Origin of the sequence: Demequina sp. NBRC 110051 (genome assembly GCF_002090055.1) — a bacterium.
GTDB lineage: Bacteria > Actinomycetota > Actinomycetes > Actinomycetales > Demequinaceae > Demequina.
Genome location: NZ_BBRH01000020.1, coordinates 39514 through 64566 on the forward strand (window position 1 = coordinate 39514; position 25053 = coordinate 64566).

Here is a 25053-nt window from a genome sequence, read left to right on the forward strand (position 1 = left end):
GTCACGATGGTGGACTGGGGCACCTCGCGTTTCCTTGACGACGGCCGATGCCGTGGCTGGCTTCCGTAGGCACCTGACACGCGCTGCCAGGGGCTTCATGGCGTTCGCGCGCCCGTGTGTCACAATGGTGCGCAGGTCCGCGTCCCTCCACACGGGGGCGCCAACCGCGCGACAGACGCAGCGAATGCGCAGCTGCCAGTCCCGTCACGGTCCCGCCGGGCTACAGCCGGTAGGCGGAGACATCGGGGATAGGCGCTTCCACGCAGGCGCCGCTGTCCGCCGCGACCTGAAGACTTGGGTGGCCACAACCGTGGACCACGAACGACGACATAGTCGACGCGCAGTGTGGGCGCGTTGATCCGAGGTACCCGCGTTGAGCGAGGACAACACCACTCCTGAGAACCCCACGACGGCCGTGATCTTCCAGGCGCCCGAGCCGGCCAGACCGCGCCGGGCATCGGCCCCCGCCGGACCGCCGGCGAGCGCCGCCGACCGTGCGAAGGCAAGCGAGCCCGCCTCCGACGGCGGGTCCGCGCCCGCGAAGCCGCGCCGCAAGAAGGCGGCGCCCGCGACCGACGGCGGCTCCGCCGACGCGTCGCAGGACGCTCCCGCCAAGCCCAAGGCGAAGAAGAAGCCCAAGGCGGACCAGCCCGCTCAGGCGGACAAGCCCGAGGGCGGAGCCGAGCCGACCGAGAAGCCCAACGCTTCCTCCCACGACCAGGCCGGCGAGGGCGAGGGTGATGCCGGCGACGGCAGCGGCGCCAAGCGTCGTCGCCGCCGCGGTGGCCGCGGACGCGGCAAGAAGCGCGTCCAGGGCGAGGGCGGCGATGCACCCGAGACCGATGGTTCCGAGGCTCCCGCCGAGGATGAGGCTCCGGCCTCGAAGGATGCCGCCTCCCACGACGGCACCGACGACGCTCCCGCGCAGGACGGAGACGACTCCGGCGCGTCCGAGGGCGACGATGACAGCGAGGGCTCCGGCTCGTCGCGCCGTCGCCGTCGCCGTCGCGGCTCGCGTTCGAGCTCCGGTGGCTCCTCGTCCTCCGGTTCGTCAGGCTCCAGCTCCGGTTCCGACGACCAGCTTCAGGGCTCCACGCGCCTGCAGGCCAAGCGCCAGCGCCGCCGCGAGTCCCGCGACGGCCAGCGCCGCCGCCCCGTGATCTCCGAGGCCGAGTTCCTCGCCCGCCGCGAGTCCGTCAAGCGCGACATGATCGTGCGCGAGAAGGACCACCGCGTGCAGATCGCCGTGCTCGAGGACGACGTCCTCGTCGAGCACTACGTGTCGCACCAGGCGCAGCAGTCGATGGCCGGCAACGTGTACCTGGGCCGCGTGCAGAACGTGTTGCCCGGCATGGAGGCCGCGTTCGTCGACGTGGGCCGCGGCCGCAACGCCGTGCTGTACGCCGGCGAGGTGAACTGGGACGCCGCGGGCCTCGAAGGTAAGCCGCGCCGCATCGAGCTCGCGCTCAAGCAGGGCGACACGGTCATGGTGCAGGTCACCAAGGACCCCATCGGCCACAAGGGCGCGCGTGTCACCTCGCAGATTTCGCTGGCCGGCCGCTTCCTGGTCTACGTGCCCGGGGGCGGCGTCACCGGCATCAGCCGCAAGCTGCCTGACACCGAGCGCGCGCGTCTCAAGAAGCTGCTGCGCGAGGTCATCCCTGCGGACGCCGGCGTGATTGTCCGCACCGCGGCCGAGGGCGCCTCCGAGGAGGAGCTGCGCGCCGATGTCGAGCGCCTCAAGCGCCAGTGGGACAACATCCAGGCCGAGGCCGAGAACGGCAAGGCTCCCAAACTGCTGCGCGGCGAGCCGGACATGGCGATCCGCGTGGTGCGCGACATCTTTAATGAGGACTTCGAGTCGCTCACCATTCAGGGTGACGACACCTGGAACTCCCTGAGCGCCTACGTGGGCCAGGTTGCTCCCGACCTCATGGCGCGCCTGCACAAGTTCACCGGCGACGGCGACGTATTCGCCGAGCACCGGGTGGACGAGATGCTCACCAAGGGCATGGACCGCAAGGTGTGGCTGCCCTCGGGTGGCTCACTCGTGATCGACCGCACCGAGGCGATGACCGTCATTGACGTCAACACGGGCAAGTTCGTCGGCAAGGGCGGCACGCTCGAAGAGACGATGACGCTCAACAACCTTGAGGCGGCCGAGGAGATCGTGCGCCAGCTGCGCCTGCGCGACATCGGCGGCATCATCGTCATCGACTTCGTCGACATGCTGCTCGAGGCCAACCGCGACCGCGTGCTGCGCCGCCTCATCGAGTGCCTGGGGCGCGACCGCACCAAGCACCAGGTGGCCGAGGTCACGTCGCTGGGCCTGGTCCAGATGACCCGCAAGCGCGTGGGCCAGGGCCTGGTCGAGGCGTTCTCCGAGACCTGCGAGCACTGTAAGGGCCGCGGCTTCTTGGTCCACGGCGAGCCCGTGGCCGAGGCCAGCGAGAAGCAGCCCGAGCCGCGCCGGCGCGGCGGTCGCGGAGGCAACTCCGGCGGCGGCAACAGCGGCGGCGGCAACAACCACGGCGGTGGCCAGCAGCAGGCCCAGCAGCAGCCGGCGAAGAAGCAGCCGGAGCAGGACGACACTCACGCTCACGCGGCGTCACACGGTGAGACCCACGCCCTCGACGACCGTGAGGAGGCGCGCGCGGCCGTCAAGGCCACGCTCGCGTCCATCGCCGCGGCGGCCGAAAAGGCCCACCACGGCGACGAGCACGGCACCGAGGTGCCCGCGGAGGTGGTGGTTCCCGAGGTGGAACTACCGACCGCCACCACGACCGAAGGCGAGGCGACCGACCAGGCCGCCGCGGCATCGGCCGAGCCCGAGGTCCGCGAGGACTAGACACGCGCCCCGCCCGGTTTGACCGGGCGGGGGAGCGGGGCGTATATTTGTACGTCGGCGCGCGAGCGCCGAGACCTGCCTGCGCCTCGCATGGCAGCGGCAGGAAAAACCCCAAGCTTTGAAGGACAGATTCATGGTGTACGCGATTGTGAAGGCGGGTGGCCGCCAGGAGAAGGTCTCCGAGGGCGACATCCTCGTCGTCGACCGTCTCAAGGCCGACCAGGGCTCGACCGTCGAGCTCGCCCCGGTGCTGCTCGTCGACGGTGACAAGATCACCTCCGACGCGAAGGCGCTGGCCAAGGTCAAGGTGACCGCCGAGGTCATTCGTGACGAGCGCGGCCCGAAGATCGACATCCTGAAGTACAAGAACAAGACCGGCTACCGCAAGCGTATTGGTCACCGTCAGGAGCTCACGCGCCTGAAGGTCACCGGTATCAAGTAAGCGAGGAGACACTCATGGCACACAAGAAGGGCGCGAGCTCCTCGCGCAACGGCCGCGACTCGAACCCCCAGTACCTGGGCGTGAAGCGCTTTGGCGGCCAGACCGTCAACGCCGGCGAGATCATCATCCGCCAGCGTGGTACCCACCACCACCCCGGCCTCAACGTGGGCCGCGGTAAGGACGACACGCTGTTCGCCCTCGAGGCCGGCGTCGTGGAGTTCACCAACCGTCGTGGCCGCAAGGTCGTCGACGTGGTCGCAGCGGGCTAATTCCGCTCACGCAGTTTTCCCGTCAGGGGCGTCGCCGTTACCGGCGGCGCCCCTGACGTCTATCTTGGGACGGACGCCCCGTTCCTGATCTTTTTTGCGCAAGTCCCGACAGGAGGCACGAGCATGGCGACGTTCGTCGACCGCGTGGTGCTCCACGTGACGGCAGGTAAGGGTGGCCACGGTGTGGCCTCCGTCCACCGCGAGAAGTTCAAGCCGCTGGGCGGCCCCGACGGCGGCAACGGTGGCCGTGGCGGCTCCGTGGTCCTCTTCGTGGACCCCCAGGTGACCACCCTGTTGGACTACCACCACGCGCCGCATCAGGTGGCGCCCAACGGCAACCAGGGCGCCGGCGACATGCGCCACGGCGCCAACGCCAAGGACCTGCGCCTGGGCGTGCCGAACGGCACCATCGTGAAGACGCAGGACGGTGAGGTCATCACGGACCTTGTCGGCGACGGCGCCGAGGTGGTCATCGCCCAGGGCGGCCGCGGGGGGCTGGGCAACGCCGCCCTCGCCACGACCAAGCGCAAGGCGCCCGGCTTTGCGCTGCTCGGCGAGCCCGGCGAGGAGGCCACAGTCCTTCTCGAGTTGAAGTCGATCGCGGATGTCGCGCTCGTGGGCTACCCGAGCGCCGGGAAGTCCTCGCTGATCGCCGCCATGAGCGCCGTGCGACCCAAGATTGCCGACTACCCGTTCACGACCCTGGTCCCCAACCTCGGCGTGGTCCAGGCCGGCGAGGGCCGCTTCACGATGGCCGATGTCCCCGGCCTCATCGAGGGCGCGTCCGAGGGCAAGGGCCTGGGTCACCACTTCCTGCGCCACATCGAGCGCTGCGCGGTGATCGCTCACGTCCTCGACACCGCCACGCTCGAGACCGACCGCGACCCCGTGAAGGACCTCAAGGTGATCGCCGGTGAGTTGCGCGCCTACACCGGGGACGAGGCGATCAGCGGCATCCCGCTCGCGGAGCGGCCCCAGATCATCATCCTCAACAAGATCGACGTGCCCGACGGCCGCGAGCTCGCCGCCATGGTGCGCGAGGAGCTCGAGGAGACCGGCATGCCGGTGTTCGAGGTGAGCGCGGTCAGCCACGAGGGTCTCCGAGACCTGTCGTTTGCCCTCGCAGCGCTGGTCGCCGAACACCGCGCCGAGGAGCCCGAGCTCGAGGCGGCCCCGATCGTCATCCGCCCCAAGGCCGTCGACGACGGCGGCTTCACGGTGCGCCACGTACGCGACGGCGCCGAGGATTACTTCGAGGTACGCGGCGCGAAGGTCGAGCGCTGGGTCAAGCAGACCAACTTCGCCAACGACGAGGCCGTCGGCTTCCTCGCCGACCGGCTCGCGAAGGCCGGCGTCGAGGATGCACTGTTCCGCGCTGGCGCCGTCCCAGGCTCCGAGGTCCTGATCGGGCCGCGCGAGGGCGGTGTGGTCTTCGACTGGGAGCCCACCATGGCCACCGGCGCGGAGCTGCTGGGCTCGCGTGGCTCCGACCTACGTGTGGAGCAGCACGAGCGCGGAGAGGGGCGCGCCACGCGCGCCCAGAAGCGTGCCGAGCACAAGGAGCGCATGGACGCCAAGAGCGCCGCGCGCGACGAGCTGCGCGGCGAGCGCGACGCGGGAATCTGGACGGACCCCGGAGCCGACGACTAAGGTGCCGCGCCGATGCGCCAGGATAGAGGCGCGCGGCGAGTCGAGTCGCGGGAGATAAGGGAGTGACGTGACCGAGGTGCGGGAGTCCATCGCGCGAGCGCGACGTGTCGTGGTGAAGATCGGCTCGTCGTCGCTGACCGGAGCGGACGGGCGCCTCTCTGGCGGCGCCGTCAGGCGCCTGGCCGATGTGGTCGCGCACGTGCGTTCCGAGGGCAGGCAGGTGGTCCTCGTCACCTCGGGTGCCATCGCTGCCGGACTCGCGCCCATGGGGCTTCCCCTTCGCCCCAAGGACCTGGCGACGGCGCAGGCGACGGCGTCGGTGGGTCAGGGCGCGCTTGTCGCCGCCTACACCGCGGCCTTCGAGGACCACGGCATCACCGTGGGTCAGGTGCTGCTGACCGCCGTCGACATGGGCAGGCGCTCGCACTACAACAACGCCCAGCGCGCCTTCAATCGGCTGCTCGACCTCGGCGTCGTCCCGATCGTGAACGAGAACGACGCCGTTGCGACGGACGAGATCCGCTTCGGCGACAACGACCGCCTGGCCGCTCTCGTCGCCACCGTCGTCCACGCCGATGCACTTGTGCTCCTCACCGACGTCGACGGCCTTTACACCGCCGCCCCCGGCACACCCGGAGCGGAGCGCATCGACGAGGTGCACTCGCCCGAGGAAATCGGCGGCGTGGACGTGTCGCGCCGCGGTAGCGCGCTGGGCACCGGCGGCATGATCACCAAACTCGAGGCGGCCTCGATCGCGACCACCTCTGGTATCGCGGTTGTGTTGGCGGCGGCGCCTCAGGCGGCCGATGCCGTGGCGGGTCGCCGGGTCGGCACCCTTTTTCATCCCACGGGTAAGCGCGACACCACGCGCCTGCAGTGGCTGGCCCACGCCGCGCGCACGCGCGGCACCATCATCGTCGACGCGGGCGCCGCGCGTGCCCTGCGCGGCAGGCGCGCCTCGCTCCTGGCCGCGGGCGTCACCGAGGTCACCGGAGCCTTCGAGGCGGGCGAGCCCGTGGACCTCGTGGGTCCCGACGGCACCGTTGTCGCGCGTGGTTTTGCCGGATTCAGCGCCGACGAGGCCCTGGCGATGAAGGGTCTGACAACCGAGGTTCTGGGCTCGACGCTGGGCGAGCACTACGCGCGCGAGCTCATCCACATCGATGACCTCGTGGTGATGTAAGACGCCCCTCACGACCGCAACGATTCGATTTGTGGGGGCTCGTTACAAAACTGCAACCAAAAATAGCCTTCTGGTCAGAAAGTAGGCCTACCGGGCGCACCTCGCCGCGATTAGTGTGACAAAGGCCACTCAATGACGAGTGGTGAGGGGCAACCCTCTTTTTCAGCAGCACAGAGAGGTGCGTGATGAAGAAAAATTCCTGGATTGCACTGGCGACGGCTGCGAGCGCGACGGCGCTCGTCCTCGCGGGATGCTCGTCGGATCCCGGCGAAGAATCGATGTCCGAGGAACCCGAGTCGACCGCGACGACGGGTACCGAGACCGGCGGCGAAGGGGAGCAGGCCGCAGTCGATGCCCGTGCGTGCGTCATCCTGCCCGACGCCGTCTCCTCCCCGCGCTGGGAAAACGGCGACCGTCCCGCCCTCGAGGAGGCCATCACGGGCGCGGGCTTCGAGGCCGACATTCAGAACGCGCAGGGTGACACGTCGAAGTACGCGACTATCGCCGAGCAGATGCTCACGCAGGGCTGTGGCGTGATGCTGCTGGTGGACCACCAGGGCGCCGCCGTGGCCGTGATGGAGAACGCGCAGGCGCAGGGCATCCCCGTCATCGCCTACGACCGTCCCATCGCGGGCGCCGACTACTACGTCTCCTTCGACAACGTGAAGGTCGGGGAGCTCGAGGGCCAGATGGTCGTCGACGGCCTGAACGACGCGGGCATCGACCCCGCCGAGGCCATCGTGGTCTACATCGGCGGCGACCCCGCCGACGGTAACGCCGCGATGTTCTACGAGGGCGCCAACAGCGTCATGACCGACGCGGGCATCACTCCGGCCGCCGAGCCTCCGGGCAAGTGGGACGGCGAGTACTCCGCCACGGCGTTCGAGCAGGCGCTGACCGACCTGGGCGGCGAGGTCGATGCCGTGTGGGCCGCGAACGACACCAATGCGGCGGGCGTGATCTCGATCCTCGACAAGAACGGGCTGACCGTTCCCGTCTCGGGTCAGGACGCGTCGGTGGCTGGTCTGCAGAACGTGCTGCTCGGCAAGCAATACGGCACGGTCTACAAGCCGTTCCAGGTCGAGGCCGCCGCGGCCTCTGACCTCGCGATCGCCCTGCTGAACGGAGAGTCGCCCGAGGCGTCGATGACGCTCGACGACGGCACGCCGTTCATCGCGGTCGAGCCCATCTCGGTGGGCCGTGACGGCGTTCAGCAGGTCATCGATGACGGCAACGCCGCGTACGACGAGATTTGCTCCGGCGATGTCATGGCGGCATGCGACGAGGTGGGGCTCACCCCGGCGTCCTGACGCGAGCGCCAGTGTCGGGTGGGCCGTCCGCGGCCCACCCGACACTCGCCGCGTGACGAGGGCCGATGCCGTGGTGACCACGGCACAGGCCGCCCACCTTGACTCACAAAGGAGTGTGTATGGCTCATCCACCGATCATCGAGCTGCGCGCGGTCACGAAGTCCTTCGGGCCGGTCGACGTGCTCAAGGGGGTGGACTTCGCGGCACACGCCGGCCGCGTCACCGCCCTCGTCGGCGACAACGGCGCCGGCAAGTCCACCCTCATCAAGGGCCTCGCGGGCGTGCAGCCCTACGACGGCGGCGACGTGCTCTTTGGAGGCGAGCCGGTACGGCTCGACCATCCCCGCGACGCCGCCAAGCATGGCATCGAGGTCGTGTACCAAGACCTTGCGCTGTGCGACAACCTCGACATCGTCCAAAACATGTTCCTGGGCCGTGAGGAGCGCAGGCTGGGGACATTCGAGGAGGGGCAGATGGAGGTCGAGGCGGCCGCGGCGCTGCAGTCCCTGTCGGTGAAGACCGTGAAGTCGCTGCGCCAAAAGGTGTCGTCGCTGTCCGGCGGTCAGCGCCAGACGGTCGCGATCGCGCGTGCGGTGGTCAAGCAGGCCTCGGTCGTGATTCTCGACGAGCCGACGGCGGCGCTCGGTGTGGCGCAGACGGCGCAGGTGCTGGCGCTCGTGAGGCGGCTCGCGGATCACGGGGTGGCCGTCATCATGATCTCCCACAACCTTCAGGACGTGTTCGAGGTCGCGGACGACGTGTCCGTGCTGTACCTCGGCACCATGACCGCGCGGATCGAGGTCGCGAACACCACCCGCGAGGACGTGGTGGGCTACATCACCGGCACCAAGACGATGGAGGCGGTGGCGTGAGCGCGAACGTCGACAATCCGGTGGCGCGCGAGGCCGCTCAGGCCCGGCCAGAGGACAGCCTGCTGGGCAAGGGGATGGAGGACGGCGTCCGCGACCACTTCCGCGCATATGTGCGGCGCGTACGCGGCGGTGAGATGGGAGCCCTGCCCGCCATCGGCGGCCTGGTGGTGCTCTTCATCGTGTTCGGCTTTGCGCACGACCTGTTTCTGTCTCAGCGCAACATGGCGAACCTGCTGACGCAGGCGGCGCCGCTCGTGATGTTGGGCATGGCGCTCGTGTTCGTCCTGCTCCTGGGCGAGATCGACCTGTCGGCGGGAGTGACCTTCGGCGTCTCGATGGCGTCGTTCGTCCGGCTCACCCAGCCCGATGGGCTCGCGTGGCCGGTCGCCCTCGCCGTAGCGCTGGGGATCGGGCTCGCGATCGGCGGGTTCATCGGCTTCTTCGTGGCGCGGGTAGGCATCCCGTCCTTCGTCGTGACGCTCGGCATGTTCCTGGGGCTGCAGGGAGTGCTGCTGGTCATCATCGGCGATGCCGGGGCGTACCGGCTGATTCCCGCACCCATCAAGGCGCTCAACACCTCCAACCTGCCCGTCTGGGCCGGGTGGCTCATGCTGATCGGAGTCCTCGCATTGCTCGCCGGAGTCGCGCTGTGGGATCGCGCGCGGCGCAGCGCCGCCGGCGCCCCCAATCCGCCGCTGTCGATCATGCTGGCCAAGCTCGCGGGCATCACTGTGGTGGGCATCGCGGCCGTGTGGTTCCTCAGCCAGGACCGCGGCAGCGGGGCCATCCCCATCCGCGGCGTGCCGATCGTCGTACCCGTGGTCTTGGGGTTCGCGATGGTCGCCACGTTCTTGCTCGACCGCACGCGCTACGGCCGCTACCTGTACGCCATCGGCGGCAACAGGGAGGCCGCGCGTAGGGCCGGCATCAACGTGACGGCGGTGCGGTGGACGGCCTTCGTGCTGTGCTCCACGGTCGCGGTGCTGGCGGGACTCTTCTATGTCTCGCGGGTGGGGTCGGCCGATGCCGGGATGGGGCGCGAGATCGTTCTGTCCGGCGTCGCCGCTGCCGTGGTCGGCGGCGTGAGTCTCTTCGGCGGGCGCGGCCGGCTGGTGCACGCGATCATTGGCGCGCTCGTCATCGCGACCATCCAGAACGGCATGGGCCTGCTCGGTTTGCCCGCGGGCACCGTGCTCGCGGTCTCCGGCGGCGTGCTGATTCTCGCCGCGACCGTCGACGCCTTGGCGCGGCGTCGCTCGGGCGGGGTGGCCGTCACGTAGCCACCGCGTCGAGGAGGGGCGCCGCACGCTGCGGTGCCCCTCCTCGCGCGCCGCAGACGCTGACTAGACTCGGCCCTATGACCGACACCGCGATTTCTGCCGACGTCGAGCGTTCCGTTCTCGAGGCCTGCCAGCGCGCCAAGGTGGCCTCGCGCGCCCTCGCGACCGCCACACGCACCGTCAAGGACGCCGCGCTCGCCGCGATGGCCGATGCCCTCGTCGCCCAGGCCCCGCGCATCATCGAGGCCAACGAGCAGGACCTCACCCGCGGGCGTGCGAACGACATGTCGCCGGGTCTCCTGGACCGCCTGGCGCTGACCGAGGAGCGCATTGGCGCCATCGCCGACGCGCTGCGCTACCTCGCGGCGCTGCCGGACCCGGTGGGCGAGGTAAAGCGCGGCTCCACGCTGCCCAACGGCATGCGGCTGATTCAGAAGGCCGTGCCCATGGGCGTGGTCGGCATGATCTATGAGGCGCGCCCCAACGTGACCGTGGACGCTGCCGGGCTCGCCCTGAAGTCGGGCAACGCCGCCGTGCTGCGCGGCGGCTCCGCGGCGGCCAGCTCGAACGAGGTCATCGTCGCGGTGCTGCAGGACGCGCTTGAGGCGACCGGGCTGCCGCGCGACGCCGTGCAGTCCATCGACGCCTTTGGCCGCGAGGGCGCCCGGGTGCTGATGAACGCGCGTGGGCTCGTCGACGTGCTGGTGCCTCGCGGCGGCCGCGACCTCATCCAGGCGGTGGTGCGCGACTCCACCGTGCCCGCCATCGAGACCGGTGAGGGCAACTGCCACGTGTATCTGGACGCCTCCGCGCCGCTCGAGCGCTCCGTCGAGATCGTGCTCAACTCCAAGGCCCAGCGCGTAGGCGTCTGCAATGCCGCCGAGACCCTCTTGGTGCACCGCGACGCGGCCCCGACCGTCTTGCCCGCCGTGCTGGCGGCCCTGCACGAGGCGAACGTGGTGCTGCACGCCGATGCCGCAGCATCGGCCCTCGCTCCCCAGGGCGTGCCCACGGTCGGAGCCACCGACGAGGACTGGGCGACCGAATACCTCAGCCTCGACATCGCGGTGAAGGTCGTGGACGACCTCGACGAGGCAATCGCGCACATTCAGCGCTACTCGACCGGCCACACCGAGGCAATCGTGACCGAGGACATCGGTGCCGCCGAACAGTTCTCCTCGCGCCTCGACACCGCCGCGGTGATGGTCAACGCCTCGACCCGCTTCACCGACGGCGCACAGTTCGGGCTGGGAGCGGAAATCGGCATTTCTACACAAAAGCTCCACGCCCGCGGCCCGATGGGACTGGCGGAGCTCACCACCACCAAGTGGATCGCCTACGGCGACGGCCACGTGCGCCCCTGAGGCGCTCGCGACCGTGGAATAATCGCACCCAACGTCACGAGAGGAAGTCCCACCTGTGAGCACCGTCGTCATCGCCGAGGCCGCCGAGCACGTCGTCAACGAGCTGCCGTTCCCCGCCCCCGTATTCGGCCTGATCGCGTTCGGCGCCCTGATGGGCCTGCTGGGCATCACGTACGCCTTCCGCAGCATCCACACGCGCCACTAACGGCCGCGCGCATCCACTCCGCTTCCGTGCCGCACTCGCAGCGACGCATCGGCGTCCTGGGAGGAACGTTCGACCCCATTCACCACGGGCACCTGGCCGCGGCCTCCGAGGTCGCGGCGGCGCTCGACCTGGATCAGGTGTTGCTGGTGCCGGTGCATAGCCAGCCGTTCAAACTGGACAGCCTCGCGGCGGCGCCCGAGCACAGGCTGGCGATGTGTCGCCTGGCGGTCGAGGGGGACGAACGCCTGGCCGTCTCCGACGTCGACGTGGTGCGTGGGGGAGTGACGTACACCCTCGACACGCTCACCGATTTGCACGAGCAGGAGCCTGGGGCCGAGTGGTTTTTCATCACCGGATCGGACGCGCTCGCGCGCCTGCACGAATGGAAAGATGCGGAGCGTTTGACGTCGCTCGCACGTTTCATTGGGGTAACCCGCCCGGGCCACTCGCTGCCGGACGTGGATATGCCACACACGCTGGTAGAAGTCCCGGCGATGGCGGTATCCTCGACCGATGTTCGCCGCCGGGTGAGGACGGGAGCGCCGATCCGCTACCTGGTCCCTCGGGCGGTCGCCGACTACATCGCGAAGCATGACCTGTACGCGGGAGGAATCGATGACTGACGAGAGCCGACCGCTCTCACGCCGTGAGCGGCGCGCGCAAGAACTGCGCGACGCCGCCCGCACCGAGGACACCACGCCGCTCGAGGCGGGGCTGGACACCGCCGGTATGCCGATGACGGAGGGCACCATGCTCAGCCGTCGCGAGCGCCGTCGCCTGGAACGCCTCAACAGTCCCGTCGAGACGTGGACCGCGGAAGAGGAGATGCTCGCTACAGGGCAGATCCCCACGATGACGCCCGAGCGTATCGCCGAGCAGGAGCGCGTGGAGCGCGAGCGGGCCGAGCAGGCTCAGCGCGAGGCAGAGACCGCCGCGCAGCCCGTCGTCGAGGACGAGCCCGAGGCGCCTGTGCGCGCCTCGGTGATGCCGGATGCTGAGTCCGGCGAGCCCGAAGCCGCCCAGCCTGAGCCCGAGCCGGAGCCGGAGCCGGAGCCCGAGCCCGAGCCCGAGCCCGAGCCCGAGCCTGACGCGACGGTTGAGGACGACATCGTTGCCGCGCCCGACGCTATCGCGGACGTCGAGACTGTCGTCGAGGACGAGCCCGAGTCCGAAGTCGTCGTTGACGAGGTGGAGTCGGCCCACGAGTCCGAGGATCGAGCCGAGCCCGAACCCGAAGTTGATTCTGAGGCTGAGGCTGAGTCGGACGTGCAGCCCGAGCCTGAGTCGGAGTCGCCGGCCGCTCCGCTCGGCATGCCTCCGGGCATGTCGCCCGAGATGTTCGAGGCGCTCTTTCCTCCGGGTTCGCTCCAGCGTCGCTTGATGGAGCAGCAGGCCGAACATGCCGCCGCAGACGCGGGTGAGGACCAGTCCGCCGATGACGCGGCTCCCGAGGCAGACGAGCCGAGCGACGCTTCGCCCGAGCCGGAGCCGGAGCCGGAGCCCGAGCCCGAGCCCGAGCCCGAGCCCGAGCCCGAGCCCGAGCCCGAGCCCGAGCCCGAGCCCGAGCCAGCCGCGGCCGAGGATGCCGAGTCCGCCACCACGGAGTCCGACGAGCACACCTTCGCTCCCTCGTGGGCGAGCGTGAGCCCGGCCGCGCCCGCCGCCGCGTCGCAGCCCGAGGCACCTGCGAGCGAGTCGCCGCTGCGCCCCTCGTGGCACGTGACGGCCGCCGGTTCGCCCGCACAGCCCGAGCCCGAGTTCGAGACCCAACCCGAAGCCCACGAGGTCACGGAACCCGAGCCCGCGCCCGTGGCGCCGTGGAGCGCGAACCCCACGCCGGCATCGGCCCTCGAGACCGATGCGCCCGTGGCGCCGAGCGCCGCCGACCAGGACGCCCCCTCGTTCGAGGCGATCCTGGGCACCGGCACCTCGCCCGTCGCCCCGTCGAACACGTCTGCGCCGCTGAGCGCACCGAGCCAGGCCTCGGCGCCCTTCGCGCCCGTGAGCTCGGTGCTGCCCGCCGCGGTGCCGTCGGTGTGGGACAACCACCCGCTGTCGACCTCGGCGATTCCGCAGGTGACGGACCAGGTCGACATCGACCCCGACGAGCTCGAAAGCGAGCCCCTGCCGCGTCCCGACCTGTCCGGAGTACGTCCGCTGACGTCGACCCAGACCGGCGAGTTCGCGCCCGTGGAGCCGGTGCCGACCGGGCAGATCGAGGTGGAGCGCCGTGAGCGTCCCGACCTGGGGCCCGCGGGTGGAGTCAGGCACTTTGGATGGGCACAGGTGGCCGTCCTCGGTGCCGTGGCCTTCGTCCTCGGTGTGGTCGTGTGGAACGTGGCAGAGTTGGGATGATGACAGCAACAGATAGAGCGATCGAACTGGCCCGCGCCGCAGCGGCCGCCGCGACCGACAAAAAGGCCGAGAACGTCCTCGCGCTCGATGTCAGTCAGCAGACCCCGCTGACCGACATCTTCGTTTTGGCCTCGGCCAGCAACGAGCGACTGGTCGCTGCTATCGCGGATGCCGTCGAGGAATCTCTTCACGAGATGGGCGCCAAGGTGCTCGCGCGCGAGGGCAAGCGCGAGGGACGCTGGATCGTGATCAACTTCGCGGAGATCTACGTGCACGTGATGCACGAGGAGGAGCGCGTGTTCTACGACCTCGAGCGCCTGTACAAGGACTGCCCGGTCGTCGCGCTGGACGCGTAAGGCGCCGCCATGCAGGTGTTCCTCGTCCGCCACGGCCAAACGCAGTGGAATGTCGAGGGCCTGCTGCAGGGCTCGTCGGACATTCCGCTCACGGAACTGGGCCTCGAGCAGGCGGAGGTCGCCGCCGCGGCGCTCAGTACCCGCGTGGGGGAGCGGCCGCTGATCGTCGCCTCTCCGCTCGAGCGTGCATTGCACACCGCTCACGCCTTGGGCGACCGCATGGGCATCGAGGTGCACTCCGACGACCGCCTGCGCGAGCGCGCGTATGGCGTATGGGAGGGGATCACTCCTGAGGAGCGCGAGCAGGGCTGGCCCGACGAGGTCGTCCAGTGGAAGACCCACGGCGACGCCCCCATCCCGGGATTCGAGAACCACGACCTGGTCCTCTCACGCATGGTTGCGGGCCTGGAGGACTGGGCCGATCGCGCCGAGGCCGAGGGGCGCACCCTGGTCGCGTTTGCGCACGGCAGCTGTGTCCGCGTGGGGCTCCACGGTCTGCTGGACCTGCCGCTCGAGCATCGCACCATCGGCAACCTGGGCAACGCCGCGTGGGCGCAGCTCACCCGGCGAGAGCGCGGCGACTGGACGCTCGACCGTCACCACGTGACGGCCGCGACGGTGGCGGCCGCGTGACCACGCTCATCCTGTGGCGCCACAGCCGCACCGCGTATAACTCCGAGGGCCGCCTGCAGGGCGGCCTCGACATCCCGCTGGGCGACGCGGGTCACGCCCAGGCCACCGCCGCCGGTCGCGTGCTGCTCGAGACCCACGGGCAGCCCGCACGGATCGTCTCGTCGCCGCTGGCGCGCGCTCACCACTCCGCGCGTGCCCTGTCGGCGCTCACGGAGGGCGGCGTGCCCGTCGAGACCGATGCGGCTTTCTCGCAGCGCTCCTACGGCATCTGGGAGGGCCTCACCTGGGACGAGATCGAGCGCGACTGGCCCGATGAACTCGCCGCGCGGCGCCGGGGCGAGGACCCGGCCATCGAGGGTTGGGGCAAGGCTGCAGAGGTGGCCGCGCGCGTGGGAGCGGGCCTGCGGTCCCTCGCCGGTGAGGACGCTCCGGTGGTCGTGGTGAGCCATGGATCGGCGATCATGCTGGGCCTGCTGGACCTCATCGGCCAGGAGCCCACGTCGCGGATCCTCGGCCACGTGCCGCACGCGTCGTGGTCGGTGGTGACCCAGGTGGAGTCCGGCGCGTGGCATCTGGAGCACTACGGGCTCGGTGCGCCGTAGGGTTTTCACGGCCGATGCGATGGTCGGGGGAGCGGATTAGGTTTCTGCCGAGATCTGGGCTAGTATTTCATTCGCCCTCAGGGGCACGGGATCGCAAGATCACGGGGCTGTGGCGCAGCTGGTAGCGCACCTGCATGGCATGCAGGGGGTCAGGGGTTCGAGTCCCCTCAGCTCCACGATGTGTTGAGACAGCATCGTAGAAAAGCCGCCCTTCGGGGCGGCTTTTCGCTTGTCCGGGGTAGGCGATGGCTCGGTACCATCGCGCTATGCCTGCTGTCTTCGCCCTCGCCGATGACGTGGCCCTGCGCCTTGTCGAAACAGGCGACGGCGTTGCCCTGTCCACCGCGCTGACACGCAATGCCGAGCACCTCGCGCCCTGGGACCCGATCCGTGAGCCGGGATACGCCACGACGGAGCGACAAGAGGACTTCGTGGCCGAGATGCGGGCGCAGTTCGCCACGAGCAGCGCCGCGGCCTTCGTGCTCACGGACGGTGCGCAGGTCATCGGCCAGGCGACGGTCTCGCACATCCTGCGCGGCCCGTTTCTCAGCGCCAACCTGGGCTATTGGCTCGACGCGGGATGGACGGGGCGAGGGCTCATGACGGCCGCCGTCGGCGCCATCGCCGAGTTCTCGCGCGACGATCTGGGGCTTCACCGACTCCAGGCCGCGACGCTGGAGCGCAACGAGCCGTCGCAGGGGGTGCTCACGCGGGCAGGGTTCGAACGCATCGGCCTCGCGCCGCGCTACCTCCAGATCGCCGGCACGTGGCAGGACCACGTCCTGTTCCAGCGCATTCTCGAGTGACACGCACGGAGGGCCGATGCGGGAGTCACCCCACCGCATCAGCCCTCCGTGGTCTGGGGTTAAGCTCCGGCGAGCGCGGCGACCTCGGCGGGCGTGAGTGCCGCCGAGGAGACCGTGAGCTCGTCGATGTCACCGTGGAACGGGGTGTCCCAGTAGTTCACGCCCAGGGCAAACGTCGCCGAGGGGCTCGTGAGGGCATCGAGGAAGCCGGTGCCCGAGTGCGCGACCTCACCGTCGAGGTAGAACACGACGTCACCCTCGTCGACCGTGACCGCCACGTGCGTCCACTCGCCGATGGGGATGAGCTGGCCCGTCTGGCCGTCGTAGAAGGGCTCGGGAGCGACGTTGGACCACAGCATCGTATTGCCGTCCCAGCCTTGGGGAACAATGCTGAGCCACTGGTTACTGGCGCTCGCCGCGAAGAATGCCGACGTGAACTGGGTCAGCGTCTGCGGCCGCAGCCACATGCTCACCGAGTACGTGTCGCCCTGCACCAGGCCGTCCGGCAGGCGCACGCCGCTGGTGCCATCCAGGTGGAGGGCGGAGCCGCTCGCGCCGTCGGCGACGTAGGACACGGCGCCTCCGGTGTTGTTGGCGCGGTTGCCGGTCACGGTGGGCTCGGCGAGGGCGCCGGCGTTGTCCGCCAGCGTGTCCTCGAAGGACCACGTGCCGACCACGCCGCCCAGGGCGCGGGCCTTGACCGTCACCTCGAAGTCGACCGTCTCCACGACGTCGCCGTTGGTGACGGTCGCGGTCAGAGTGACGACGGCATCGGCCTGGCCCGCGGCAGGTCGGGTGACCTCGCCCGCGGCGCTGACGACGGCAGGGTCGGACGAGGTCCACGCGATGGTGGTGCCCGAGGTGCCGGTGGTCGGCAGCGCCAGGTCGGCCACGACGGCCGTGGTGTCACCCAAGGTGAGCTCGCCTGCCACGGCGGCCACGGCATCGGCCGCCGACAGGCTGTCGACCTGGCGGCCCCAGAGAGACGCGCCGTTGTCAGTGAGGACCGAGAACGTCGTGGTCCATTCCTGGGTGGTCTCATCCCAGCCGCGCGCGAAGACGCCCTCGAGGGTGCCCTCCGCGGTGGTGAGCTCGGCGGTGTCGTGACCGGTGAGCTTCCACTCACCGACGAGTGCGCCGGAGAGGCGACCGTTCTTGTCAAAGCGCACCGACTCGGGCAGCGCCGCCTGGGCGGTGATGTCCTTGCCGAGGTCGACGACCTGCCAGTCGCCCACCACGTCGGCCCGCTTGATCTTGGTCACGGACTCGCCCGCGTAACGCGTGGGGAGGACGACCGGCCAACCGTCCTCGGTCATCTCCATGCGGTGGACGCGAACCTCGTGCATCTCGCCGGTTCCGGGGAATCGCGAGTGGAACACCATGGAGGACTGGCCCGTGTCGGGGTCGTCGTACCAGGACGTGTGGCCGGGGGAGACGTATCCGGTACCCTCGCCCGTGCCGGGGTCGCCCAGCTCGCGCGGGAACTCGTAGCCGCCCATGACCTTCACGCCGTAGGGCTGGATGGAGGCGTCGTCGAAGATGGTGCCCACCGCGCCCGCGACCTCGGCCATGTCGTTGCCCTCGGCGTCGAGGTAGGGGCCGTCCGGGCTGGTCGAACGGGCCACGCGCACGTCGTAGCCGCCGTTCGCGTCGAGCCCGCCGAACGACAGGAACAGGTAGTAGTAGCCCGTGGTCTCGTCGTAGCGGATGGTGGGCGCCTCGATGCGCGAGTGGTTGCCGCCCACCAGGTGCTTGCCGTAACCCTGGCCGGGCAGCGGCACGCCTGTTTCGGGGTCGAGTTCGAGAATGAAGATGCCGCCCGAGTACGAGCCGTAGACCATCCACATGTTGCCCTCGGCGTCGTAGAACGCGTCGGGGTCCACCGCGTTGGGGTGGACGGTGGCGTCATAGATCTCGCCGGGGTTCTCCGACTCCTGGTCCCACATGCCGGACTTCAGCAGGATGCCCTGGTCCTCGTAGCCGCCGTCGACGGTGTCGGAGGTGGCGAGACCCAGCGCCGAGCGCGGCGAGTCGCCCTTGCACGCGTTGTAGTACATCGCGAAGGTGCCGTCGGGCAGTTCGATGACGTCCGCGGCCCACAGGGTGCTGGTCTGCGCCCATTCGAAGGTTTCGGCGAGCTCGGCGTAGACGTCGTCGAAGAGGGGATTGGCGCTGGACTGTGACAGGTCGATCGAGTGCTGGGTCCAGTTCATGAGGTCGGTGGTGTGAGCCGAGGCTCCGTGGGATCCGAAGACCCACACGTCGTCGCCGTCGGTCACGACCGAGGGGTCGTGCACGGTGACGTCGGTGTAGGTGGGGGAGGCGGGGTCGTTCTTGGGTGCGGCCGATGCCGTGGTGGCCCCGGTCAGCAGGGCTGCGGCGCCGAGGGCGACGAGGCCGGTGGAGGCGCCCACGGCGAGGGCGCCGGGACGTGTGAGACGTGGGATTGCCACGAGGGTCTCCTGTTCATCATTGGACAGTGGTGTGCGTGGACGCAGCGACGCGTTCACGAGACGGCCGACCTCTCCTCGACGTGCCTCACGGGGGACTGTACAACGATGTAAATACCCGATGCAACACAGGTGCGTCAAAGACGGTCGGCGGTGAGCCTCGTCAAGTCACCATGGCCGTGCGGCCCCTCTAGGCTGAGTGACGTCCACAGGGTGAGCGCAGGGAGAATCGTGTCCGGTCGTCGTCGTTGGTTGTCTCTGGTGGCGGTATCAATCGCCGTGGCCCTCATCATCGTCGACTCGACCATCGTGTCGGTCGCAATCCCGTCGATCGTTGACGATCTGGACATCAGTTCGACGCAGGTGCAATGGGTGCAGGAGTCGTACACCCTGGTATTCGCCTCACTTTTACTCGTTTTCGGGGTGCTTGCTGACGGTGTGGGGCGCCGAAGAATCATGTTCGTGGGCATCGCGATTTTCGCGTTGGCCTCGGTCATGGCCGCGCTTGCCCCGAGCGGAGGGATCCTGATCCTCGCGAGGCTTGCGCAGGGACTCGGCGGGGCGATGATTCTGCCCACCACACTGTCGATCATCAACGCGACCTTTCAAGGCCGCGAGCGGGGTATCGCGTTTGCGATCTGGGGCTCGACCATTGGCGGCATGGCGGCGGTGGGCCCGCTCGTGGGCGGATGGCTGACGACCGACTACTCGTGGCGCTGGGCCTTCGGGATCAACCCGCCCATCGCTGTGGCGATTCTGATCCTGGGAGCCCTCGTGATCGAGGAGTCCCGAGCCCCGGTCAGGCGCGGAACTGATCCGATTTCCGCAGTGCTGTCCGTCGCGATGTTCGGCGGACTGGTCTTCGGACTCATCGAGGGGCGCTCGCTCGGGTGGTGGATCGCCTCGGAATCCGCCAGCGGCTGGTGGCCGTGGGGGCTGTCGCCCGTGCCGGTGGCTCTCGCGGCTGCTGTCCTCGCGGGAGTGTGGTTCGTGTGCCGTGGACTGACCAGGTCGCGCGCGGGCCGGCCCACGCTGATCCCTCTCGACCTGTTCACTATCGCCTCGTTCCGTAACGGCAATGTCGCGGCGCTGGTCGTCTCCCTCGGAGAGTTTGGAATCCTGCTGTCGCTGCCTATCTGGCTGCAGAACGTGCTGAACTACGACGCTCTCGCCACGGGATGGATCTTGGTCGCGCTCGCGGTGGGTTCGTTTGTGGCCAGCGGCTTGGCTCAGGTGCTGATCGCACGCCTCGGCGCCGTGGGGGTGGTGCGTCTAGGTATCGCTGCCGAGATCCTGGGCGTGGTCGGTCTCGGAGTGGTGGCCAGCGTTGACTCGACCTGGGTCTCCGTCGTGCCACTGCTGTTCGTCTACGGCTGCGGCGTGGGCCTCGCCACCGCGCAGCTGACAGGCGTGGTGCTCGTGGATGTGCCGGTAGCGGAGTCGGGCGCGGCTTCGGGCACCCAGAGCACCTCACGCCAGGTAGGTTCGGCGCTGGGCATCGCCATCCTCGGAACGGTGTTGTACGTGTCCACCGCACACGTGCTCGACGCGCGACTCGATGAGCAAGGCGTGCCCGCCGCGCAGAGGGAGCAAGTCGTGACGGCGGTGGTGGACTCCTCTGGAGGTGCGATCGTCGGCCTTGATCAGGACCCGGCGACCGCGCCGTCGGCCGCTGCCGCTCGTGAGGCGCTCACGGATGGCACCCGCTACGCCGCCTGGACCGCGGGGGGCTTCCTCGCGTTGGGCCTTCTGGCTACGCTCTCGCTCGGGCCTGCACGTCGACATGACGCGTCGCCGTCGTCCCCACCTGCACTGCACGATTGACGGGTCAGGCCGTTTGCGCCTGGCTCGCCGCATCGACCAAGCCCACCAGCGAACGCGCGTCGGTGTTGGCGCCGAAGGCTGGCATTCCTGGCTGGAGCGCACGACCGGCGTGGAGCGCACCGATGCGCAGCGGGTCGAAGCCCAGTGCGTCCACGAATCGCGCCACGGTGGTGACCGCGACATCGTCGTCACCGGCGATCGCGATCGCCGTGCGAGCAGGGTCGCCGGCCGGGCGGTGGCCCTCGTCGAGGTCGTGATAGCCCATGTGGTTGAGGGCCTTGACGATCCGGGCTCCCGGGAGGTGGCGCGCGACGATCTCGCTCGACGTGGTGCGCGGGTCGGTGAGGTCTGCGCGCTCGCCGTCGACCTCCCACCAGTAATTCATGGCGTCGACCACGACCCGGCCCGCGAGTGCGTCGCGGTCGAGTTCGTGGAAGCGCCCCAACGGAAGCGCCAGGATGACGATGTCGGAGCCGGCGACCACGTCATCGGCCGTCGTGGCCATGGCTCCCGGCGCGAGGACGTCGATCGTCAGCGAAATGCGTTCGGCGTCGCGGGACCCGGCGATGCGGACGTCGTAGCCCGCGGCGACCGCGAGGCGGGCGAGGACGGTGCCAAGCTTGCCGGCACCGAGGATGCCGACGGTGCGGACTTTCAGGGGGGTCATCGGGCGCCTCCCTCGGACAGGAGTTCCTTCACTCGCGGGATCACCGCGGTGCCGTAGAGCTCGACCGCGCGCAGGCGCTGGCTGGCGGGCATGGCGCCGCCGCCGGTGTAGACAAGGTCGAAGCGTCCGGCATCGACGGCGCGGATGGCTGCGGCGATCTTGGCCGCGACCGTGTCGGGCGAGCCGACGTACAGGCTGCCGTGCTCGACCTCCCCGTCGAACTCCGCGCGGGTCATGGGCGGCCAGCCGCGGTCCGCGCCCACGCGGTCTCGCATGGCCTTGTAGCCGGGGAAGTAGCTCTCGCGGGCCTCCTCGTCGGTGGGCGCGATGAACCCGTGGCTGTGCATGCCGACCGGGTGCGCGGTGGTGCCGAACTGCTCGGTGGCGCGGCGGTAGAGATCCACATACGGCGCGAAGCGCTCGGGAGCACCGCCGATGATCGCGAGCATGAGGCGGAATCCGTAGTGCGCCGTGCGCACCACCGACTGAGGCGACCCGCCCACGCCCACCCACGTGGTGAGGGAGCCGCTGTCGGTCTTGGGGTACACGTCCGCGTCGTGAAGGGCCGCACGCTTGGTGCCCTCCCACGTGACGGGCTTTTCCGTGAGCAGCTGGGAGAAGAGATCGATCTTCTCCTCGAAGAGGACCTCGTAGTCGGCGAGGTCGAAGCCAAAGAGAGGAAAGGACTCCGTGAAGGAGCCGCGACCAAGGATGACCTCGGCGCGGCCGTTGCTCACCGCGTCAAGGGTCGAGAAGCGCTGGAACACTCGCACGGGATCGTCCGAGCTCAGCACCGTCACGGCGGAGCCGAGCGACACTCGTGCGGTGCGCGACGCGATGGCGGCGAGCACCATCTCGGGGGAGGAGATCGCGAAGTCCGAGCGGTGGTGCTCGCCGAGCGCGACGGCGTCGATGCCGATCTGGTCGGCCAGCGCGGCCTCCTCGACCACCTGGCGGATCGCGGCCGCGTGCGACATGGTCTCGCCCGAGTCGTGGCTCGCGATGTCGCCGAAGGTCTCGATGCCGAACTGCACGTCAGTCATGGGGTGGCGCTCCTCGTCGACGCCGGGTTGTTGAGGCGTCAACTAAGAAGCGTACCGGGCGCGCGATGTATTCCCGACGGCCGTCTGAGGCCGCGGTGCGTTACTCGGTTGCGAGCGCCGCCCTGATGTCCGCCGCAATCTGCTCGGGCTCCGTGGTCGGCGCGTAGCGCTTGATGACGTGGCCGTCGCGCCCCACGAGGAACTTGGTGAAGTTCCACTTGATGGCGCTGCCGAGAGAGCCGCCGGCCTCGGAGCGCAGCCACTGAAACACCGGATGCGCGTTCTTCCCATTGACGTCGATGGTGGCAAACATCGGGAACGTGACGCCGTAGTTCTTCTGGCAATAGTCGGCGACCTCGCCGGCGTCGGCGTACTCCTGCTTGAACTGGTTGCTGGGGAAGCCCAACACGGTGAAGCCCTCACCCGAGAACTGTTCGTGAAGCTTTTCGAGCCCGGCGAATTGGGGTGCCAGGCCGCACTGGGACGCCGTGTTGACGACGAGGACCACCTTGCCAGCATGCTGGGCGAGATCGTGGTCGGAGCCGTCGAGGGCGGTCGCGGAGAAGTCTGTCAGCGTAGGCATGCAGCCATCCTCACATGCCGTCGCCGCCTTGCCCAGGGCCGATGCGATACACGAGTCCCGCATGATCGTCCGTCACGTAGATGGCGCCGTCGGGGCCGGGTACCGCCATGACGGGGCGGCCCCAGCGGGAGCCGTCGTCGAGCTGGAAGCCCGACATGACTGTGGTGGGCGGTAGCAACGTTGGTGCGTCGGCGTCCCATGCCGAAAAGGCCACCGACGGCTCGCGCGGGGGCTCGCGATTCCAGGAGCCGTGCATCGCGATGAGGGCGCCAGCGCCGAGCGCCGGCGCGGCGGCGGTGCCGTCCGTGAAGGCGAGGCCCAGGGGTGCGCTGTGCGAGGGCAGGCCGAGCGCGGTCGGCGCGAGAGAGGCGCAGTCGAGGCGCTCGCCCGCCGGGTTGTGCTCGGGGTCGTTGACGTAGGGCAGATTTGTGGTGCGCCCGGTCGCATCCGGAACGCAGTAGGGCCAGCCCAGGTCGCCGCCCTCGGTCACCCGCGTGAGCTGTTCGACGGGATTCTCGTTGACGTAGTCGCGGTCAACCTCACCGTAGGCCTCGCCCTCAAAGGGATAGGGCTGATTGTCGGCCTGGTTGACCGCGGTCCACAGGGTGCCGTCGGGGGCGATATCCAGGCCAAAGCCGTTGCGCACGCCGTGGGCGACCACGCTGTGCTCGCCTCCGGTGAGAGGCACGCTCGCGATGACGGCGCGCTCGGGATCGCGCTCGCGGTCGGCGGGGTCGCGATTGGACTCGGAGCCCAGGCTGAAGAACACCTCAGCGTCGTCGACGACGACCGCCTTGGAGCCGTGCCCGGAGCCGGGTAGGCCGTCGGTGAGCGTGCGCTCGTTGTCGACGGCGCCGTCGTCGTAATCGAATGCGACGATCCTGGTGCGTTCGCCGAGGACCAGAACGTCGCGCCCATCCTCCCGCGCGAAGGCGAGCCCCTGCGGGTTGTCGCGGCCGGTGAGGAGGGTGCTCTGTTCGGGCGCGCCGCTGTCGGTGGGGGTCAGCGCGACGACGTCGCCGCCGTCGCCTGTCGAGACCAGCAGACGGCCATCCGGCGTCCACGCGGCGAGCCGGGCCTCGGGGACGCTGGCCCACACCTCGGCGCTCCAGCCCTGGGGCACGCTGACGTCGCGACCCGCCGCGCTGGCGGCATCGGCGCCGGCAGCCACCGTGAGCGTGGCCCGCGCGAGCGGCGGCAGGCCCGCGGTCGTGGGCGAACCGGACGCGGTCGGCGTACCCGCGGAAGGTGTGCCGTCGGAAGGTGAGGCGGGCGAGTGGCTCGCGGTCGCATCGGCCGTCGTGACGGGTGGTTCCTCGCCGCCGCCGCAGGCGGCAAGGACGGCGACGGAGGCGAGGACGAGCGCTCGGACCGGGAAGCCAGGCATTGTTCGACCGTACGTGAGGCGCGCGGTCGGTGGGAGGTAAGGGCAGTACACCCATCGCGGCGCGGCGACGGGCGGTCCCGGGTTTATGGTGAGATCCATGCGTTTTGTGGCGATGGGTGACAGCTTCACCGAGGGGGTGGGGGACGAGCTCGACGGGGGAGCGGTGCGTGGCTGGGCGGACCTCGTCGCGGCAGGGCTCGCGTCCGGGCTCGACGAGTCTGTGGACTACGCGAACCTCGCGATCAGGGGCCGGCTCATCCGCCCCATCGTGGATGAGCAGTTGGAGCCCGCGCTTGCGCTGAGCCCGCGGCCCGATGTGCTGGCCTTCAACGGCGGCGGCAACGACATGATGCGCCCAGGGTTCGACCGCGACGAGATTGTCCGGCTCACCCAGCGCGTGGTGAAGCGCACCGAGCGCGAGGGCGTGAAGTTGCTCCTCCAGACCGGCGCGGACCCGACGGACGGACTGCCTCGCGGCGAGATGCTGCGCTCACGAGTGACAGTGTTCACCGACATGCTGACCGAGCTTGAGGACACCTACGAGCATGTGACCTTCGTCAACAACTACGCGGACGAGGAGATGCGTCGTGCGGGCTATTGGGCCCCCGATCGCCTGCACCTCAATGCCCTGGGACACCGGCGCGTGGCGGCGCGGGTCTTGACCGCGCTGGGGGTGCCCACCGAGCTGCCGTCGCTCGAGGCTGACCACCAGGCGCCCACCGGCGTGCTCGTCGAGGCGCGCTATTACGCGACCTACGTGCTGCCGTGGATCGGGCGGCGTCTGACGCGGCGCTCGTCCGGCGACGGGCGCTCGGCCAAGTTCGCCGACTGGGTGCGTATCGAGCCGGAGGCCGTCGAGAAGGCGTAGCGCCGTGGGCGTGGCGGGTCGTTAGCGGCCCGCCGAGCGTGGCCCGCGCCTTCTGG

Annotated in this window: 23 protein-coding genes and 1 tRNA gene; 19 read left to right on the forward strand and 5 right to left on the reverse strand. The window is 69.6% G+C overall.

Annotation, left to right across the window (positions count from 1 at the left end; translation table 11 throughout):
- The first annotated feature begins 373 nt into the window (after window positions 1-373).
- The 17 genes from B7K20_RS11855 to B7K20_RS11935 all read left to right on the forward strand — a co-directional run bounded on the left by B7K20_RS11855 (window position 374) and on the right by B7K20_RS11935 (window position 16175).
- Complete coding sequence (locus B7K20_RS11855) at window positions 374-2848, forward strand: Rne/Rng family ribonuclease (protein WP_084102734.1); 2475 nt, start codon at window positions 374-376, stop codon at window positions 2846-2848.
- A 133-nt stretch (window positions 2849-2981) separates the two neighbouring features.
- A complete protein-coding gene (gene rplU, locus B7K20_RS11860; RefSeq protein ID WP_084102735.1) occupies window positions 2982-3290 on the forward strand; it encodes a 50S ribosomal protein L21 in 309 nt (102 codons plus the stop codon).
- Between the two features lie 14 nt (window positions 3291-3304).
- Window positions 3305-3559 (forward strand): 50S ribosomal protein L27, encoded by a 255-nt coding sequence (rpmA, locus tag B7K20_RS11865; protein WP_084102736.1) that lies wholly within the window; start codon window positions 3305-3307, stop codon window positions 3557-3559.
- 123 nt (window positions 3560-3682) lie between these two features.
- The gene (gene obgE / locus B7K20_RS11870; RefSeq protein ID WP_084102737.1) at window positions 3683-5209 is read left to right on the forward strand and encodes a GTPase ObgE; all 1527 of its coding nucleotides are present in this window, start codon (window positions 3683-3685) and stop codon (window positions 5207-5209) included.
- A 67-nt stretch (window positions 5210-5276) separates the two neighbouring features.
- Window positions 5277-6392, forward strand: coding sequence for a glutamate 5-kinase (gene proB / locus B7K20_RS11875; protein ID WP_200809094.1), 1116 nt, complete (start codon window positions 5277-5279; stop codon window positions 6390-6392).
- Between the two features lie 185 nt (window positions 6393-6577).
- Window positions 6578-7702 carry a sugar ABC transporter substrate-binding protein gene (locus tag B7K20_RS11880; protein WP_084102738.1) on the forward strand — a complete coding sequence of 375 codons (1125 nt, stop codon included), beginning with the start codon at window positions 6578-6580 and terminating at the stop codon, window positions 7700-7702.
- A 119-nt stretch (window positions 7703-7821) separates the two neighbouring features.
- A complete protein-coding gene (locus tag B7K20_RS11885) occupies window positions 7822-8574 on the forward strand; it encodes an ATP-binding cassette domain-containing protein (RefSeq protein WP_084102739.1) in 753 nt (250 codons plus the stop codon).
- A complete protein-coding gene (locus B7K20_RS11890) occupies window positions 8571-9854 on the forward strand; it encodes a sugar ABC transporter permease (RefSeq protein ID WP_234985823.1) in 1284 nt (427 codons plus the stop codon). The genes B7K20_RS11885 and B7K20_RS11890 overlap by 4 nt, the downstream gene beginning before the upstream one ends.
- 77 nt (window positions 9855-9931) lie before the next feature.
- Window positions 9932-11218 carry a glutamate-5-semialdehyde dehydrogenase gene (locus B7K20_RS11895; RefSeq protein ID WP_084102740.1) on the forward strand — a complete coding sequence of 429 codons (1287 nt, stop codon included), beginning with the start codon at window positions 9932-9934 and terminating at the stop codon, window positions 11216-11218.
- 55 nt (window positions 11219-11273) lie between these two features.
- Window positions 11274-11423: a hypothetical protein gene (locus tag B7K20_RS13155; protein WP_200809095.1), complete on the forward strand. Its 150-nt coding sequence runs from the start codon at window positions 11274-11276 to the stop codon at window positions 11421-11423.
- Window positions 11424-11449: 26 nt separating this feature from the next.
- Entirely contained in the window at window positions 11450-12046 is a 597-nt protein-coding gene (gene nadD / locus B7K20_RS11900) for a nicotinate-nucleotide adenylyltransferase (RefSeq protein ID WP_144018667.1), read from the forward strand.
- On the forward strand, window positions 12039-13778 hold the full coding sequence (locus tag B7K20_RS13110; RefSeq protein WP_159449407.1) for a hypothetical protein: 1740 nt from the start codon (window positions 12039-12041) through the stop codon (window positions 13776-13778). The genes nadD and B7K20_RS13110 overlap by 8 nt, the downstream gene beginning before the upstream one ends.
- Window positions 13778-14134 (forward strand): ribosome silencing factor, encoded by a 357-nt coding sequence (gene rsfS / locus B7K20_RS11915; RefSeq protein WP_084102758.1) that lies wholly within the window; start codon window positions 13778-13780, stop codon window positions 14132-14134. The genes B7K20_RS13110 and rsfS overlap by 1 nt, the downstream gene beginning before the upstream one ends.
- A 9-nt stretch (window positions 14135-14143) precedes the next feature.
- Window positions 14144-14767 (forward strand): histidine phosphatase family protein, encoded by a 624-nt coding sequence (locus B7K20_RS11920; protein ID WP_084102743.1) that lies wholly within the window; start codon window positions 14144-14146, stop codon window positions 14765-14767.
- Window positions 14764-15369 (forward strand): histidine phosphatase family protein, encoded by a 606-nt coding sequence (locus tag B7K20_RS11925; RefSeq protein WP_159449408.1) that lies wholly within the window; start codon window positions 14764-14766, stop codon window positions 15367-15369. The genes B7K20_RS11920 and B7K20_RS11925 overlap by 4 nt, the downstream gene beginning before the upstream one ends.
- A 103-nt stretch (window positions 15370-15472) precedes the next feature.
- Window positions 15473-15545, forward strand: a tRNA-Ala gene (locus tag B7K20_RS11930).
- Window positions 15546-15635: 90 nt separating this feature from the next.
- Complete coding sequence (locus B7K20_RS11935; protein WP_084102745.1) at window positions 15636-16175, forward strand: GNAT family N-acetyltransferase; 540 nt, start codon at window positions 15636-15638, stop codon at window positions 16173-16175.
- 59 nt (window positions 16176-16234) lie between these two features.
- Here B7K20_RS11935 and B7K20_RS11940 read toward each other — a convergent pair whose 3' ends face one another.
- The gene (locus B7K20_RS11940) at window positions 16235-18628 is read right to left on the reverse strand and encodes a LamG-like jellyroll fold domain-containing protein (RefSeq protein ID WP_234985824.1); all 2394 of its coding nucleotides are present in this window, start codon (window positions 18626-18628) and stop codon (window positions 16235-16237) included.
- 258 nt (window positions 18629-18886) lie between these two features.
- On the opposite strand from B7K20_RS11940, the gene B7K20_RS11945 reads away from it, so the two are divergent.
- Window positions 18887-20449 carry an MFS transporter gene (locus B7K20_RS11945; RefSeq protein WP_234985825.1) on the forward strand — a complete coding sequence of 521 codons (1563 nt, stop codon included), beginning with the start codon at window positions 18887-18889 and terminating at the stop codon, window positions 20447-20449.
- Between the two features lie 4 nt (window positions 20450-20453).
- On the opposite strand, the gene B7K20_RS11950 is transcribed toward B7K20_RS11945, so the two are convergent.
- The 4 genes from B7K20_RS11950 to B7K20_RS11965 all read right to left on the reverse strand — a co-directional run bounded on the left by B7K20_RS11950 (window position 20454) and on the right by B7K20_RS11965 (window position 24129).
- A complete protein-coding gene (locus B7K20_RS11950) occupies window positions 20454-21116 on the reverse strand; it encodes an NADPH-dependent F420 reductase (protein WP_084102747.1) in 663 nt (220 codons plus the stop codon).
- The gene (locus B7K20_RS11955) at window positions 21113-22159 is read right to left on the reverse strand and encodes an LLM class flavin-dependent oxidoreductase (RefSeq protein ID WP_084102748.1); all 1047 of its coding nucleotides are present in this window, start codon (window positions 22157-22159) and stop codon (window positions 21113-21115) included. Before B7K20_RS11955 ends, B7K20_RS11950 begins: the two co-directional genes overlap by 4 nt.
- Before the next feature lie 100 nt (window positions 22160-22259).
- Window positions 22260-22742, reverse strand: coding sequence for a glutathione peroxidase (locus B7K20_RS11960; RefSeq protein ID WP_084102749.1), 483 nt, complete (start codon window positions 22740-22742; stop codon window positions 22260-22262).
- Between the two features lie 10 nt (window positions 22743-22752).
- A complete protein-coding gene (locus B7K20_RS11965; protein ID WP_084102750.1) occupies window positions 22753-24129 on the reverse strand; it encodes a sorbosone dehydrogenase family protein in 1377 nt (458 codons plus the stop codon).
- Between the two features lie 97 nt (window positions 24130-24226).
- Here B7K20_RS11965 and B7K20_RS11970 point away from each other — a divergent pair, with 97 nt between their 5' ends.
- A complete protein-coding gene (locus tag B7K20_RS11970; RefSeq protein WP_084102751.1) occupies window positions 24227-24997 on the forward strand; it encodes an SGNH/GDSL hydrolase family protein in 771 nt (256 codons plus the stop codon).
- Window positions 24998-25053: the final 56 nt, after the last annotated feature.

Bases quoted from the DNA above. Each gene is read 5' to 3' on its own strand.
- obgE (WP_084102737.1), top strand. From the start codon at position 3,683: ATGGCGACGTTCGTCGACCGCGTGGTGCTCCACGTGACGGCAGGTAAG.
- B7K20_RS11935 (WP_084102745.1), top strand. From the start codon at position 15,636: ATGCCTGCTGTCTTCGCCCTCGCCGATGACGTGGCCCTGCGCCTTGTC.
- B7K20_RS11960 (WP_084102749.1), bottom strand. From the start codon at position 22,742: ATGCCTACGCTGACAGACTTCTCCGCGACCGCCCTCGACGGCTCCGAC.
- B7K20_RS11950 (WP_084102747.1), bottom strand. From the start codon at position 21,116: ATGACCCCCCTGAAAGTCCGCACCGTCGGCATCCTCGGTGCCGGCAAG.
- B7K20_RS11895 (WP_084102740.1), top strand. From the start codon at position 9,932: ATGACCGACACCGCGATTTCTGCCGACGTCGAGCGTTCCGTTCTCGAG.
- B7K20_RS11885 (WP_084102739.1), top strand. From the start codon at position 7,822: ATGGCTCATCCACCGATCATCGAGCTGCGCGCGGTCACGAAGTCCTTC.
- B7K20_RS11970 (WP_084102751.1), top strand. From the start codon at position 24,227: ATGCGTTTTGTGGCGATGGGTGACAGCTTCACCGAGGGGGTGGGGGAC.
- rsfS (WP_084102758.1), top strand. From the start codon at position 13,778: ATGACAGCAACAGATAGAGCGATCGAACTGGCCCGCGCCGCAGCGGCC.
- rpmA (WP_084102736.1), top strand. From the start codon at position 3,305: ATGGCACACAAGAAGGGCGCGAGCTCCTCGCGCAACGGCCGCGACTCG.
- B7K20_RS11920 (WP_084102743.1), top strand. From the start codon at position 14,144: ATGCAGGTGTTCCTCGTCCGCCACGGCCAAACGCAGTGGAATGTCGAG.
- B7K20_RS11965 (WP_084102750.1), bottom strand. From the start codon at position 24,129: ATGCCTGGCTTCCCGGTCCGAGCGCTCGTCCTCGCCTCCGTCGCCGTC.
- B7K20_RS13110 (WP_159449407.1), top strand. From the start codon at position 12,039: ATGACTGACGAGAGCCGACCGCTCTCACGCCGTGAGCGGCGCGCGCAA.
- B7K20_RS11955 (WP_084102748.1), bottom strand. From the start codon at position 22,159: ATGACTGACGTGCAGTTCGGCATCGAGACCTTCGGCGACATCGCGAGC.
- rplU (WP_084102735.1), top strand. From the start codon at position 2,982: ATGGTGTACGCGATTGTGAAGGCGGGTGGCCGCCAGGAGAAGGTCTCC.
- B7K20_RS11880 (WP_084102738.1), top strand. From the start codon at position 6,578: ATGAAGAAAAATTCCTGGATTGCACTGGCGACGGCTGCGAGCGCGACG.